12 protein-coding genes are annotated in these 15,930 nt (G+C 43.7%); 6 read left to right on the top strand and 6 right to left on the bottom strand.

From position 1 onward, the window contains the following. Nucleotides 1-555 precede the first annotated feature (555 nt). The 6 genes from GCWU000325_RS07285 (at nt 556) to GCWU000325_RS07260 (ending at nt 5,510) form a co-directional block, all read left to right on the top strand. Entirely contained in the window at nt 556-1,194 is a 639-nt protein-coding gene (locus GCWU000325_RS07285) for a hypothetical protein (protein ID WP_006255703.1), read from the top strand. Between the two features lie 98 nt (nt 1,195-1,292). Continuing rightward, nucleotides 1,293-1,586 carry a hypothetical protein gene (locus tag GCWU000325_RS07280; protein ID WP_006255702.1) on the top strand — a complete coding sequence of 98 codons (294 nt, stop codon included), beginning with the start codon at nt 1,293-1,295 and terminating at the stop codon, nt 1,584-1,586. A gap of 13 nt (nt 1,587-1,599) precedes the next feature. Then, the gene (locus GCWU000325_RS07275) at nt 1,600-1,902 is read left to right on the top strand and encodes a cell division protein ZapA (protein WP_040599712.1); all 303 of its coding nucleotides are present in this window, start codon (nt 1,600-1,602) and stop codon (nt 1,900-1,902) included. Nucleotides 1,903-1,993: 91 nt separating this feature from the next. Continuing rightward, nucleotides 1,994-3,532 carry a ribonuclease Y gene (gene rny, locus GCWU000325_RS07270; protein WP_006255700.1) on the top strand — a complete coding sequence of 513 codons (1,539 nt, stop codon included), beginning with the start codon at nt 1,994-1,996 and terminating at the stop codon, nt 3,530-3,532. After that, entirely contained in the window at nt 3,522-5,018 is a 1,497-nt protein-coding gene (locus tag GCWU000325_RS07265; RefSeq protein WP_006255699.1) for a capsule assembly Wzi family protein, read from the top strand. The genes rny and GCWU000325_RS07265 overlap by 11 nt, the downstream gene beginning before the upstream one ends. A gap of 39 nt (nt 5,019-5,057) precedes the next feature. Then, a complete protein-coding gene (locus GCWU000325_RS07260) occupies nt 5,058-5,510 on the top strand; it encodes a lipocalin-like domain-containing protein (RefSeq protein ID WP_006255698.1) in 453 nt (150 codons plus the stop codon). 985 nt (nt 5,511-6,495) lie between these two features. On the opposite strand, the gene ispF is transcribed toward GCWU000325_RS07260, so the two are convergent. The 6 genes from ispF to GCWU000325_RS07230 all read right to left on the bottom strand — a co-directional run bounded on the left by ispF (nt 6,496) and on the right by GCWU000325_RS07230 (nt 15,907). Next, on the bottom strand, nt 6,496-6,981 hold the full coding sequence (gene ispF / locus GCWU000325_RS07255) for a 2-C-methyl-D-erythritol 2,4-cyclodiphosphate synthase (protein WP_006255696.1): 486 nt from the start codon (nt 6,979-6,981) through the stop codon (nt 6,496-6,498). 3 nt (nt 6,982-6,984) lie between these two features. Continuing rightward, complete coding sequence (gene porV / locus GCWU000325_RS07250; RefSeq protein ID WP_006255695.1) at nt 6,985-8,145, bottom strand: type IX secretion system outer membrane channel protein PorV; 1,161 nt, start codon at nt 8,143-8,145, stop codon at nt 6,985-6,987. A 65-nt stretch (nt 8,146-8,210) separates the two neighbouring features. After that, the gene (porU, locus tag GCWU000325_RS11025; protein ID WP_006255694.1) at nt 8,211-11,987 is read right to left on the bottom strand and encodes a type IX secretion system sortase PorU; all 3,777 of its coding nucleotides are present in this window, start codon (nt 11,985-11,987) and stop codon (nt 8,211-8,213) included. A 72-nt stretch (nt 11,988-12,059) separates the two neighbouring features. Further along, nucleotides 12,060-12,689 carry a fumarylacetoacetate hydrolase family protein gene (locus tag GCWU000325_RS07240; protein ID WP_006255693.1) on the bottom strand — a complete coding sequence of 210 codons (630 nt, stop codon included), beginning with the start codon at nt 12,687-12,689 and terminating at the stop codon, nt 12,060-12,062. 580 nt (nt 12,690-13,269) lie between these two features. Further along, nucleotides 13,270-13,848: a 30S ribosomal protein S16 gene (locus GCWU000325_RS07235; protein ID WP_006255691.1), complete on the bottom strand. Its 579-nt coding sequence runs from the start codon at nt 13,846-13,848 to the stop codon at nt 13,270-13,272. 97 nt (nt 13,849-13,945) lie between these two features. Continuing rightward, nucleotides 13,946-15,907, bottom strand: a complete 1,962-nt coding sequence (locus tag GCWU000325_RS07230; protein ID WP_006255690.1) for an OPT family oligopeptide transporter — start codon at nt 15,905-15,907, stop codon at nt 13,946-13,948. Nucleotides 15,908-15,930 lie beyond the last annotated feature (23 nt).

Genomic DNA, 15,930 nt, shown 5'->3' with positions numbered 1-15,930 from the left:
ACTACAAACTCTAAAGCAAAATGATAGCTTTATCCATCGTCTGAGCGCTATTGCTTCTTTCTTTTCAATTTGCCATTAAGAAAATAAGGCTGGGTTGTACTCACGGAGATCTTTAGGATTGTATCGTTTGCTGGCGCCAAACGATAGTTTGCTGAGACCAAACGATAGTTTGCTGCCGCCAAACAATGGTTTGCTGGGAGCAAACAATGATCAATCAAAGAACATTTCATTTTAAGAAAGTCAAGACAACTCAAAAACATTTCAGAACACACAAATAATATTGATGTAATTGGGCGCAACTTTTCATTACGCAACCGTATGCATATCTCTATCAAACGAATATGCGAACTTTTCGACGGTATAATGGCAAAATCTTTAGCTATTATATACAGAAGTACAATTATAAAGCACACTAAAAGCGAGAAATCAGCCCCAACTCCACCCCATTTCCTATACGTCTTTGATACCTAAAAGACATTATCTTTTTCTGCAAAGCGTTCGTTTTATTTTGCCCTTCCTTTACTTTACATTAACTTTGCACAAGAAAATGATATTATGAGTTTTTTAGCTAAAATCTTTAAGCGAAAAGCCACCGCTCAAGATGAAGGGTGGCGTCTCGGCGGTCTGGAAGATTTCATGACGCTGATTCGCGTATATTATCAAGCCGTATTGGCTGGCAATTTGGGCATTAGCAATTTAGCAGCTTTGCCCGACTTACGCGTTTTTAAGCAAACCTTGCACGTTCCTACAGCAAACAACAAACTGGGTTTGGCCGAAAAGAATCGTTGCAAAAAGATGCTGATGGAAATCTACGATATGCCGGAATATTTCTTTAAAGAAATTGACCAGTCCGTCAAGCGCAATTGTAAGAACATCAACCAAATGCAAGGATTTCTCTTCAATTTTCAGGGCTTTACTCAAGAGCTGATGATGCTTGCAGGCAACATGATGAAATGGAAAGTTCGCGTTCCCGGCTTTATGCGAAAGGCACTTTACGCTATGACGCAAAAAACCGTGCGAGACATTCTTGAAAAAAACGATTGGAAAGATCCCGGTGCATACAAAGCAGCCCTTACGGTTCGCCGCTACCAACACGCGCTGGGCTATTCGCAACAGTGGGTAACGGACTATGTCTTTCACCTCCTCGTATTGGTAAAGAAGGAGAAAAAACCGAAAGACGTCGAAGAAAAATAAGCCTACTTCTCCTATATAAACTTTGCATGAGCAGAAGATAGGTAAATTGCATACAATAAAATATTTACGTATCTTCGCGCTATACAAGTTGGTGAGTAATGACAAAAGAAGAGGAAGAAAAACTTAGAGTGTTTGAGACGAGAGTAAGACAGCTCATCTTGCAATACAAGGCGCTCACGGAGAAAAATGCAGAACTACAGTTGGCCCTAACTGAAGGTGAAAAAGAAATAGCAGCTGCAAAAGAGGAAATTAGGCAGCTTCAGGATGACTATAACAACCTAAAACTGGCTAAAATGATTGAAATAAGCAACTCAGATCTTCAAGGAGCAAAGACAAAAATGGCTTCGCTCATTAGAAGAATAGACAAATGCATCGCACTGCTAAATGGATAATTCGCAAACACATATGGCAGACAGCAATAAATTAGTTATCCAGCTCAGAATTGGGAGTCAAATGCACACTATCTCAGTCCAAAGGAGTCAGGAAGAAATCTACCGAAAAGCGGCAAAGCTGATTAATGATAAGTTGGGCAGATATGCACAAACCTATCCTAATCAAACAATCGAAAAATATATGTCTATCTCCATTCTGGATTTTGCGGTGCAAGCGCTACAACTTGAACAAGTACAAAACACGGCGCCCTTCGTAGCCAGCATGGAAGCATTGACATCTGAAATAGAAGATACGCTAAAAAAAGAGGACGACTAAAAACAAATTTTGTCTTTCTTTCAGCACTCTTCTTCAACATAACAATAATAACAAATCAGAAACAACAAAATATCAAAAGGACAAAATCTATATGGAACCTATTCTTATTATATCCACAGTTTTAGCTTTATTGATTGGAAGCGGACTTGGTTATGCCTGCTTCCGCTATATGCTTACGGGAAAGTATCGTCGCACAATCAAAGCGGCAGAGAAGCAATCAGAAGTACTGAAAGAGAAAAAACTACTTGAGGTACGCGAGAAATTCTTAAATAAGAAGAATGAGCTTGAAAGAGATACGCAACAGCGCAATCAAAAGCTACAACAAGTAGAAAGCAAGCTAAAACAACGGGAGCAAACACTCACGCAACGCCAAGAGGAAATCAATAAGCGCAAAGGCGACTTAGAAGAAGAAATCCAACGCCTGCAGAATCAACAGAAAGCATTAGCCAATCGCGAAGCAGACTTAGAGAAAATTCAACGCCAAGAACAGCAAAAATTAGAGGAACTCAGCGGCCTCTCTGCTGAAGATGCGAAAATGAGATTGGTAGAGTCGTTGAAAGATGAGGCGCGCACTAATGCGCAATCCTATATTAACGACATTATGGATGACGCCAAACTGACGGCAAATAAAGAGGCAAAGCGAATCGTTATCCAAACTATTCAGCGCGTAGCCACAGAAACGGCCATAGAAAATAGTACAACGGTCTTCCACATCGACAACGATGAGGTAAAAGGCCGTATTATCGGCCGTGAAGGACGCAACATTCGCGCTCTGGAAGCCGCTACAGGCGTAGAAGTTGTTGTTGATGATACGCCGGAAGCAATTGTCATCTCAGCCTTTGACCCCGTGCGCCGAGAAGTTGCGCGCTTAGCTTTGCACCAATTGATCGCAGACGGACGTATTCACCCCGCACGCATCGAAGAAGTTGTTGCAAAAGTGCAGAAACAAGTTGAGGAAGAAGTTATTGAGACTGGAAAGCGCACAGCAATTGACTTAGGAATCCACGGCCTGCATCCAGAACTTATTCGCATTGTTGGTAAAATGAAATATCGCTCTTCTTATGGACAAAACTTACTACAACATGCTCGCGAAACGGCAAACTTGTGTGCCGTTATGGCTTCTGAGTTAGGCTTAAATCCGAAAAAGGCGAAGCGAGCAGGTTTACTACACGATATAGGTAAAGTGCCTGATGAAGAAAGCGAACTTCCACACGCATTATACGGTGCTAAATTGGCTGAGAAGTTTAAGGAAAAGCCAGAAGTTGTTAATGCTATCGCCGCTCACCACGACGAAGTAGAAATGTCTTCTTTGATTGCGCCGATTGTACAAGTGTGTGACGCGATTAGTGGCGCTCGTCCGGGCGCTCGCCGCGAGATTATAGAAGCTTACATTAAGCGTTTGAATGATTTGGAAAACATTGCGATGAGCTATCCCGGTGTTACGAAGACCTATGCTATACAAGCCGGTCGCGAACTACGTGTCATAGTTGGCGCAGATAAGATTGACGATAAGCAGACAGAGCAATTATCTTTCGAAATCGCGAAAAAGATCCAAGATGAAATGACTTATCCGGGTCAAGTTAAAATTACGGTCATTCGAGAAACACGCTCAATCAATTATGCTAAGTAAGCAAGGTTTAGGAATCCTATTCGTATCCTTTTTCTATTGTGTTGCGGTTGCCGCCCAATCGGAGCAGAGTCCTTGGGTCTATGAGGCCTCCACGCAAGTTTCGTTTGCAAGCAACCGTAATCCATTTTGGCTAAACGCCAACAAGTATGGCCTTTCGTCTGTACGCGCCCAGAGCGCCTATATTAGGGCTAAAATTACTCGCCAAGATGAATTTGGAAAGTGGCATTTAGATTATGGGGCAGATATTGCTGGCGCAATAGACCACACAAGCGGGCTTATTATTCAGCAACTCTATGGTGAGGCCCAATACAAAAAGGTTCGCTTCGCGATAGGTAGCAAAGAGCGCCCCTTAGAATTGAAAAACGACGAACTGAGTAGCGGTTCAATGACCTTAGGCATTAATAGTCGTCCCGTACCTCAAGTTCGCGTCGAACTTCCGGACTATTGGCAGGTAACGCCGTGGCTTGGTTTGAAAGGCCACGTTGCTTATGGCTGGTTCACGGATGGAAAATGGCAAGAGAACTACCAACCTACAGGAAGCAGATATGTACGTAAAGCGCTCTATCATAGCAAATCCGGCTATCTACACTTTGGAAACGAAGAAAGATTTCCTTTAAGCGGAACCTTAGGGTTAGAAATGGCAACGCAGTTTGGTGGAACTATCTACAACTTAGACGCAACTCATCCAAAAGTTGAGTTAGATCACGGCCTAAAAGCTTTTTGGAATGCATTCTTCTCTGGCGGAAATGACCCAACAGACGGCGTATATGCGAACAACTCCGGCAATATGTTGGGTAGTTGGATCGCAGATATTTCCTATAAGTTTCCCACGTGGAAAGTCAGAGCCTATTATGACCATTTTTTTGAAGACCATTCAGGCCTATTTATGTTAGGAAGCGGAGGATGGAATGCAGACAACACGAAGCAAAGTAGGCATTTTACCGGCTACAAGCTCAAAGATGGGCTGTGGGGAGTTGAAGTTACATTGCCGAAAAACAGATTTGTCTCCGACATAGTCTATGAATATCTATACACGAAATACCAAAGCGGCCCCCTCTATCACGACCACACCACTCAAATTCCTGATGAGGTTGGCGGAAAAGACGGCTACTACAGTCACAATCTTTATTTAGCGTGGGCGCATTGGGGGCAAGTAATTGGTAACCCCTTAATCACCTCTCCAATTTACAATAAGGATCGCGTACTTCAAATTCGCAACAATCGTTTGTTTGCGCACCATATAGGTTTTCGTGGAAACCCAACTGACCGCTTGCACTATCGTTTCCTTCTGACTTATTCCGAAAACTGGGGTTCATACTTTGTGCCCTTCAAGGATAAAAAATACAACACGTCAATCCTATGCGAAGTTAGCTATAGCTTACCTAAAGATTGGCAGATCACATCTTCGTTCGGCATAGATCGAGGTAATTTGTTAGATAATAATGTTGGTCTGCAAATAGGTCTTAGCAAGCGGGGACTGTTCTAAGCAAACGTTTTTTAAAAACTTAATGATACGATAAGAAAGATGAGAAACTTTTCTCTGATCACTATATTTCTTCTGCTCTTGACCAGTTGTTCTATTGAGACATCCGACAATGGAAAGTTGGATGGCCGCTGGCAATTAATGGAAGTAAGCTATTTAGATGGCAGCAACAGAACAGTAAAAACGAAAGAGCAACTAATCTTCTGGGATATACAATATAAGTTGATCAGCATACATAGTATGACCGGCAAACTCCACGAATCATTGACAGAAGAGTCGTTGTGTCGATTCAATTTTACGGGAGATTCTTTAAAACTATCCGACTTCTATCGCCACTATCGCGAAGCTGATCAAAAGATAGACGACCCTTTGACGACTTGCTTTCAAAAGACAGGGATCAATGGCATAAAAGCCAACTTTGCAGTACTACATTTGGACCGCAAAACGATGTTATTGCAATCAGATTATGCAAAACTATCTTTTAGAAAATTCTAAAATGGAGCATAGATAGCAGAAAGCTACAATAGCGCTTCAAGGTAAGCGCTTACTATAACAATCCTACTCCCACTTATGCCGCAGACAAGTTCGCGACATAAGTGTTTTTTGTTTCAAATTGTAGTGGTTGGGCTAATTTATAATCACCTTCCCAACTATTAACATCAAGATTTGGCCTTGTACAACTGTTCAGTTATGGCTGAGGCTTCTCTCCTACTCTCTGCTATGCAAACGTGTATTGACCAAGATTGAAAAGCATTAAACGAAGCAAAATCCTATATAAAATTGACTTTGAGTTCACATTTCAAAACGCACATATATAAAGAGTTACCATTCATTATAGAATAAGATTCTTAGCCTTTATAACAAGCTAGTCTTACTGAACAAAAACTTACTTTTATATAAATCTCAATTGTATCCTCTACAAAAAACTGCTTGCCGATTATTTACACAAAACGACACAAAACTCACGCATAAGATCTATAAAGTCATTTGGCAAGTACCATTCTATATGCTCGTTCTTTCTATATTCTCCGACTGACGTAAGAGATATAGTTGCCCTACGCCTAATTTTGTCATAGTATCACATTATTAAACTCTACCTCTAACTGATGAGTTTTTCGTTTGCTCCCACCAAACTATCATTTGCTGGTATCAAATTATGGTTTGCCGGCACCAAACGATAGTTTGGCGGGAGCAAACCATACGAAACTAAGACTTCGAGAGATGAGGACAAAAGGCATCTACCTGATAATAAGCGAAAAATACTTGAGTTCAGAGAAGGTGCTATAAACGATCTGGAACTTCACTTTGTCAAACGATTGTATTGTTGTCCGGAAGTACTACTCACCCAAGAAAAAGCAAAGGGCTGAAAAACCATATCCGATTTTCAGCCCATTCTATATCACGTTAGTAAGACCTGTTTTAATAGCCTTCAAAACAAATTGCGTTTATATCAAACCAACATTACGAGAATAAGATTCAACTATGCGCCCTTCTTTTCAATCAGTACGACAGCATAAGCAGAGATACCTTCTTGCCGCCCTGTAAAGCCCAACTTCTCAGTTGTAGTAGCCTTGATGGAGATATCTTCTTCAGATATGCTTAAAAGCGGAGCTATGACCGCCTTCATTTTTTCTATGTGAGGATTGAGTTTTGGTTGCTCAGCGCAGATGGTAGCATCGACATTGCCTACGCTCCACGCATTATCGGCAAGCAATTGCATAGTTTTCTGCAATAAAATCTTGCTATCAATATCCTTATAAGCAGCTCCCGTATCCGGAAAGTGGTAACCAATATCGCGCATATTAGCAGCTCCCAAGAGAGCGTCGCAAACAGCGTGGAGCAAAACGTCAGCATCGCTGTGGCCTAATAAACCGGCATCATAAGGTATCTTAATGCCGCCAAGCCAAAGGTCACGCCCCTGTACTAAGCGATGGACATCGAAGCCAAAACCTACCCTTATCTTCATTTTTTATCTACTAAAAAGAGATTTTATGCCGTCCATATCAAATGATAAAGACACGCGAAGCGTTTGATCTAAAGGGTTTGTAGCATTGGTAGCAACGACATATCCTGCATCAATTGAGAGGACGTTCATTCTAAATCCGGCACCCAGGGTGAAAAATTTACGACCTCCTTGACTGTCGCTTTCGTGGTGATAACCTGCACGCAAAGAGAATTGATCGTTGTAAGTATATTCCATACCCAAACCCCATTGAATTTCTTCTAATTCACCCTTAAAGCCGTTGGGAGAATCTCCGAAACTCTTGAACATACCCTTGATGGAGCTCATATCGTAATATTCGCGACGCACGCGTTCGTTATAATCTTCATTTGTTTCCCCATCATTCCTCAACGGAAGAGAGGGTACGAGGAGTTTGTTGACATCTGCGCTGAAAGAAACGCGGTTGAATTCGTTTACAGGAATCATCAGGCTCGCACCTAAGCGCAAGTTGGTCGGGATAAAGTAGGAGTAATCTCCTCCATAGTTGATCTTACTACCTACATTGCTAATATTTAGGCCAAAAGCCAACTGACTTTCGCGGCTACCTAACATTACATAGTTGTTCCAATAAAGAGCTAAGTCGGCAGCAAAGGCTGAGCCGGCTTTCATTTGGTCATCATAATGGCCGCTTATGTCAGAGTAAATGTATCGCAAAGCAATGGCGGCTGAAAGTTTTTCACTCAGCATACGAGAATAGGCCACGTCGACGCCAAATTCATAAGGCCGAACCGTCATGTTTTTATCGTCTGTCATCACATCGCCCAGCGTAAAGTAGCGCACAGAGCCACTGACTGCCTGATAATCTCCGATGCGCAGATAGCCGGCTGCATCTAAAAGCGCAATGCCCGAAGTAATCTTACGTAACCAAGGTGTGTAATTCAGAGATATACCTGCCCGACTAATGGTAAAGGGATACTTTGCGGGGTTCCAAGCTTGAGAAAAGACGTCGGGATCTGTAGCCGCGCCAACGTCTCCCATACCTCCGGCACGTGCATCCGGAGAAATGCTTTGAGAAGTAACAGCCGTCATAATCGGATTAAACTTCTTCTTAAATTCATCTTTATCATCGGCACGTGAAATGCCGGCAAAGGCAATAAAGGCTATTGTGAAGAGAATGATGCGTTTCATATTTTTCTTTCGTTAGCGCTGATCGCGCTGCTATGTACAGTCATTTAAACTTGGCTTTTGCGATTTTATTGCTTTAGAACTATCATTTTTTTCGCTTTCGTATGCTTCCCGTTAACTAAAGAACGATAGATATAAATACCGGCATTGACTTTCGCACCTCTACTATTGGTCAAATCCCAATTGATTGTAGCGTAAGTGCCACTAACCTTTGCCGAAGCAGACCAAACTAGTCGGCCGGAAACGTCATACACCTCCGTCGTAACGGGCTGCTCCGCTTGGTCGGAGGCAATCGTTGTAATGAATAAGGTATTATTCTTTGCCGGATTTTGCGTAGCATTTACGTCCATTTCTTTACCTGCCTGCTCTGATACGATAAAATCGAGATAGGCTGTCGTAGAATTGTCATTAATATCCCAAGCTCTCAGACTCAAACGATGCTTTCCGTTAGTAAGACCTTCAAGCGGATAAGTAACTGTGCCGGATGTAGAACTTCCGAAATCATAACTAAAATAGTCGTTGAGCAAGATCGGTATTCCTTGCTGGTTATCCAAGACTAACTCTAGCGCATGTCCTACACTATTCTTTACTGTATTGATGCCCGCGCTGTCACTTAAAGTCGCGATGAGTAGTGCGTCTGACTTTACGTAACCACCATTCGGAAAATCCGGCGTATTTAGGTATATAAAAATCTTCGGCCCGATAGAATCTGTCTCTGTTGTTGTAGCAGAACCATTCATAAAGAAGTTTTCATTAAAGCCATGCGCTTCTTCCTGCCGCGTATTGTCAACGGCATAAAGCGATAAGCGACCATTTTGATTTGAATAGCTGATTTCATGGGGTATTGTTATGTTTAGCGTGAAGCAACCTTGCTTAACAGAATCGCTACCCTCGTACAGGCTGTTTGGCCAATCCGTATAAACCATTGCCTCTGAAGCATTGCCTCCGTTATTTTTGCACGTAATGGTCTCTTTTCTATCGTGCAGCGAGCCGGTTACGACACCGGAGAAACCTGTATCTACGGCGTTGTTCTTGATTACGTGACCCGAAAAGCGCACTTTTTCTCCCGCCTTCAGCTGTATTTTAGACGAGGAGTTGATTGGCGCGCCGTTGATACTATCTAACACGATCTCTTGCCGAGGAGCCATCAATGGCAATGCAGGATCGCCCAACAATGTATACTTTAACTTGTTCATTGAGCGGTCTGTTTCTTTATTATATGAGCCATCAAGCAGACCAATTTTAGTTAATCGCATCGCTTCGCCCATCGTATTATAGGCGCCATCTTGATTCATCGACAACAAGTTCTTGTTAAGCACAACATTTAATGAGCGATTGTAGTTGGCAAAGACAGAACGCGAAGCACAGATGACGGCCATTGCACCACCATTCTTATTATACAAAGCAGCTCGGCCAATATCATTCGTCTGTTGGTCAAACGGCGTTACTTCACAAGACGCAAATATCCAGAGTGGAAGGTTACCTTGCGTCGGCAACTCGTAATCTTTAGTGGCCAAGAGATGAGCCTGCGACAACTCAATCGGACTACCATGGCCCGTATAATTGAATATGAGCGCGCCACGATTCATTTCTTCACGCAGCATCTTCGTTACCTGCGGAAAAGAATTACCAGTAGCGGAAGTCATATAAGTATATGCATCCGGATAAACCTTTTTCAGATTAAATCGATCACCACTTACAGCATTAATCGTTCGAATTACATTTTCGCAATCATTCATATGAAGATTATTCTCTCCTTTTTTGCCGTTATCAGCAATCATTACGATCTTGTTCTTCCAATTACCCACCTTTTTATTCTCGAGATAGTCGATCGTTTTATCCACAAGCATCTTTGCCGTTTCCGCATCGTAGCACATAAATCGCCCAATACCCAAATCGAGTTTGTCAGTTTGCGCCATCGAGTTGCCTTCTCCATCATCCAGCATTCCAAAGTAATCATCAGTAACGTAACTATAAAGCGTACCGATAGAAATATCTGTTTGTCCATCTCCCGGACCGGCCTCATAAGCCAGCAAGAAGTCTGCCGCATTCAGTTTTGTTGTTGTCAGCATCCGGTTATCCCAGAAGCAGTCGCCAAAGAGTAGCAAATAGCGCGGCATATCCGCATTCGATTGTGCACGATCGTACAACATCTTCATATAACGGCGATACGCAGCCACATCCGGCGTACCCGAAGAATACTCATTGTACAACTGATCTGCCCGCACCACCTTCACGCGAAGCCCCTGCTTCTTATGCGCCTCAGCCAAGCGCTCGGCTTGCGCAAGCAGTTTGCCGCTTTGAGGAATAATAATGACCATATCGACAGCCCCATCAGCGTGTAGATCTTGGTTTTCAATCTGTCCATCTACGCTCGGAGCCGGATAAGCTTTAGCTACATCAACTATAATGTAGCGACGATTCGAATCGTCAATATCCACTTCCAACGTATTGCCTTTTAGCGTTCCCGCCACTTGCGCAAGCGGTTCTTTTGCCCGTCCTATTTGCCACACCTGCGTAGTTTGCGTAGCGTTAGCGATGTGTAGCCGAACGGGCTCTTGCATTATGGTTGCAGGCAGAAAGGCATAGGCCTGATCCGTTGCGTCTAAGCGGCGCGCATAGCTGATCGAGATATAATTCAATCGCGCACTACTATTACCACCTACCGAAAAGTTGAACGTATTTTCTTCTTTCAGATTTGCCACGCTATATTTTGAGCGCGTCTCGCGTGCACTTTCTGTCTCTCCATAGTAACGGCTTATCGAAAACGTTCCCAAGTCGCTATTATTAAGTTGCACATTAACTTGTAGCGCTTTCTTTTGCGCCGCTGCACCAAAGGCTATTTCGACCTCAGCGTTGCGTTTTCCATTATAAAAAGGCGTGTTGAGCTTATAAGCGTGCGTTGCTCCGTTGGCAAAATCATAACTATCATACATTTCCGTGCCGCCCTCATACCAGCAAAACGCATCATCGTCCAAAACGACCTGACTAATCGTCGCATCCAGCGTTGTATCCGGAGTCTGCGTCGCTGCAATACGATTCAGAGCAAGGGGTTGCTCACCTTCAGTCACAAAGTAGTAAGCATAACGGGCGTAAGTATTATTCTTGTGCGTCCATTTCAGCCTCGTGGGGCTCCACATTTTACGCACCGTCCCTTCAGCATAAAAGAGCACACTACCATTGCGCCGGTAAAGCGGCACTTCTTCCAAATCGTCCATGAGGCGATCGGCAGAAGAGAAGTCAAAGACAGCCGGCAAGACTCGCCCACCATAACCAAACACCTTCACACGATTGATATCGGCAAATCCCATTTCCTTCAACTTTGTAGCTGAAAGTTCATAAATACCTTCGCCACCCACGTGTATTTTTACCCATTTTCCTGTTGCCAAAACCGAATGAGGTGCATACCGATTCGCAGCACCAGATGCGGCATTCAGCTGTTTGTTGAAGAGGCGCTTATCTTGACTTGTGCGCAAAGCTATACTATCTAACTCCAACTTGAAACTTACCAACCGGTAATAGCGTTTGTCGCGCTTAATAAAGGGAAAAATAGAAATATCCAGCAAACCCTCTTTCCTACTTTTGCCAAACGAGGTCTTTACTTCCGGCGTATCGCCCAACTGCTTGAAGTATTTTTTCAACACTTGCTGCTCTTTAGGCGTTACGGGTTGATATTCAGGAAAAGTAATTGCTATACCCACCGAATCCGTCACAGATATTTGCGTCGTATAATGAGGGGCAAGCGCTGCCGACAAAGGATATTTCGCTGCCGGCAAGTCTATGAAATGCTGCGCCGCACTTAAGAGTGCGTTTAAGCAGAAAACAATGATCAAGAACTTACGCATATTTGTCTGAAATGCTAAAACGGCTCGAAGTATGTGCTACTAAGAGCGCGTATTGTATGACTATTCTTGTTTTTATTTGACATTAAAAGCCAACAGAGGCTTATTTTTCCAACGCCCTACGATATGATCGTCCAGTTGCACCAAACTACCTTCCGCAGGCGTTCCACAATAAATCAAATCACCTTGACAAAGTTTATGATACCTACTGATTGCTGCAATAATATCATCAATACTACACAGCATATCTTTCAGATCGGCCGTCTGCACAACCTGTTCGTTAATTGACAAGTCAATGCACCCACTCAAGTCCCTCCGTTCTTCTTCCGAGAGCGTTTGAAACGTGCCAAGACTGCAAGCCCCATCAAAAGATTTTGCCTTATCCCAGGGCAAGCCCGAGGCCCGCAAGCGAGCCCAAAGTCGGGCGGCCGTAAAAGTAGCTCCCACACTCACCGCATCATAATAACGATAAGCAAAACGAGGCGCAATATTTTTTCCCAGACGCGCTATCCGCGCGACCCCATGCAGCTGAACCGTGCAAGGCCAAGCAAAATCGGGGACGAAGAAAGGGCGTCCGCGCATCAAGAGCGCCGTATCCGGCAATAAATTGATTGCAGTTTTTGGACGCTCCACCTTATCATCTAACGATGCGCCGTCTATTATATTGTATTGAGGGTAGTTTCCCTCTACCACAAAAATCTTCATAAGAATGCGAAGATAGTAATTAAATTGAAAAGCAACAGATGATTTGCGCCCAAGTTCTCACCTTCGCACAAGCAATGCCCTTTTCGCTCCCGATTCAGTCGAAAATAAAGTGATCAATGACCGACTTCCCACCGCATCGTTATGATCAATGATGCGTACACTCACGACAGTAAACGTGTACGCTCACGATGGTATGAATGTACCTTCACAACAGTACAGTTGTTTCACCACGGTGAAACTTTGATCAATCAAGCGCTGGGGATTCAAGAGAGAGGGATAAACCGTGAAAAACGGAACTTAGTTTTCTCTAAATCAGACGCTGCGCAAGATCTTTCTGACCTTTGAAAATGAAAATGGAGAATAAGACAAAAAATAATGACGCTTGCACAAACTTCTACAATGATTTGAAGTCTGTTGACTGCAATCGGTGGATAAGAGCTTGCAAGGAAACCGAGAAGTGATAAGACCTTCTGCGCTAAACGTCAATTATATATAAGAAACCTCCGAAAGTCATATACAGACTTTCGGAGGTATATCAATTGAGACTTGTCTTAATTGATTAAGAAGAAGATATCGCTAATTATTCGTTAGCCGGAGCCTCTTCAGCAGCTACTTCAGGAGCTGCTTCTTCAGCAGGAGCAGCCTCAACTTCCTCAGCGGGAGCTGCAGCAGCTTCAGCTTCTGCCTTTGCGGCAGCCTCAGCAGCTTTCTTATTAGCTACTTTCTCTGCGATTTGCTCGTTTTGCTTCTTCTCTTCTTCGAGACGGGCATCTGCTGCAGCTTGCTTCTCTGCAACCAACTTACCTACCGTAGCCTCAAGCTTCTTCGTGCGATCAGCTTTCCAAGCTTCAAATTTAGCTTGTGCTGCTGCCTCGTCAAAAGCGCCTTTGCGAACACCTGATCTCAAGTGCTTCATCAACATTACGCCTTCTTTAGACAAAATATTGCGGACGGTGTCGGAAGGTTGTGCACCTGTCTCTACCCAATAAAGGGCTCTGTCGAAATCTAAATCTACCGTGGCAGGATTAGTGTTGGGGTTGTACGTACCAATCTTTTCAGTAAATTTACCATCACGTGGTGCGCGAACGTCAGCTATAACGATGCTGTAAAAAGCATAGCCTTTGCGGCCGCGACGTTGCAATCTGATTCTTGTTGCCATTAATTAAATGTAATTATTTAGGTTTGAACTATGCCGCTATCTCGTAACGGCGGTGCAAAAGTACAATATTCTTTTAGAATTAGCACACTATAGTTACCTATAATTTCGCACGTTTTGAGGAATTTATGAAGTAGAGCACCAAGCAGATGTAGACTACGAGTGATAGCAACTGGCTGTTAGGGCTGTTAATCCAATCTTTGTTGATGAATTTAATGCCACCAAACTGCATAGCTGCACTGACAACACCCATTAAAGCGCCTCCGGCAATAAAACCGCTGGCCAGCAGTGTGCCTTTTTCATTGCGTGCCTTGTTGAGGGCCTCATCTTTTGTGCGCGAACTAATATACCAGCTGACAAATCCGCCAACAAGCAGGGGCAGGTTCAATTGCAAAGGAATAAACATACCTAAAGCGAAAGCCAAAGCTGAAACTCCGCAAAGCGTTAAGATGATAGAGATAAGCGCGCCTATGCCGTAAAGTAACCAAGGTGCGCCTGCTCCACTCATCAAAGGTTCTATTACGGCCGCCATAGCACGTGCTTGGGGAGCAGCTAAGGCGTCACCTTCAAAACCGTAAGCCTTATTTAGAATCATTATGACACCACCGACCGTGGCAGCACTTACCAAGATGCCAATAAACTTAAAGGTCTCTTGCTTGTAGGGCGTTGATCCAAGCCAATAGCCAATTTTCAGGTCGGTAATAAAAGAACCGGCAGAAGAAAGTGCCGTGCAAACGACGCCACCCATAATCAAAGCGGCCACCATTCCGCCCGTGCCTTTTAAGCCAACAGCCACCATAATCACAGAAGCAAGAATAAGGGTCATCAAAGTCATACCACTCACGGGGTTAGATCCGACAATCGCAATAGCATTTGCAGCTACCGTCGTGAAAAGAAAGGCTATGGAGGCTACAAGTAAAATACCGACAATGGTAAACAGTAAGTTACCACCCATAACATCGAAGTAAAACAACAGCGTCACTAAGACAATGGTAAGCAAAGAGCCCATTGCTATAATCTTCATCGGTAGATCGCGCTGCGTACGAGGTACGTTTTCTTCATCTTTTGCGCCACCCTTGAAAATACGTCCGGCTAAAGAGAAAGCACCCTTGATCACGCTCCAACTTTTTATGATGCCGATGATGCCGGCCATAGCTATGCCACCAATACCTATGCTGCGCGCATAAAAGAAGATGTCTTCGGGAGAAGCTTGCGAAGCTACAATGCCGTCTTTCACAACTTGATCGGGCCAAAACAGAGCTATGCCGGGGACAAAGACCCACCAAATCATCATAGAACCAAAGCAGATGATAGCTGCATACTTCAATCCGATAATATAGCCCATACCTAAAACGGCGGCACTTGTGTTGACCTTAAAAATAAGCTTCGTTTTGTCGGCTATTGTACTACCCCACTCGCAAACACGGCTTGTGAAGCACTCATTCCACGCGCCAAAAGAGGCTACAAGGAAGTCGTAAAGGCCACCAATCAAGCCCGCAACCAGCAAAGGCTTGGCCTGACTGCCGCCTCGTTCACCGGAAATCAGGACCTGCGTAGATGCCGTTGCTTCCGGGAAAGGATATTTTCCATGCATATCTTTCACAAAAAACTTGCGGAAAGGTATCAAGAACAGGATACCAAGCACACCACCCAACAAAGATGAGAAGAAGATCTCCATAAAGTTGACACTCATCTCAGGATATTTTGCTTGCAGAATGTATAAAGCAGGCAAAGTAAAAATAGCGCCGGCTACAATCATTCCGGAGCAGGCACCAATGCTCTGAATAATGACATTTTCACCTAAAGGATCCTTACGATGCGTAGCGCCGGAAAGACCCACAGCGATAATGGTTATAGGTATGGCGGCCTCAAATACTTGCCCGACCTTCAAGCCCAAATAAGCACAAGCTGCAGAAAAGATTACAGCCATAAGAATACCCCAAGTAATCGACCAAGCAGAAACTTCTCTGTACTGCTTATTGGGCTTCATAATTGGTTCATACTCCTCGCCGAGCTTCAATTCTCGAAGTGCATTATCCGGCAGTCTGGTTTCTTCTTTCATAATATATACAATTAGTCTTGGTT

This window comes from Alloprevotella tannerae ATCC 51259, assembly GCF_000159995.1.
Lineage (GTDB): Bacteria > Bacteroidota > Bacteroidia > Bacteroidales > Bacteroidaceae > Alloprevotella > Alloprevotella tannerae.
Note: the sequence above shows the minus strand (reverse complement) of the source record. Positions and strands in the feature narration are given on the sequence as shown.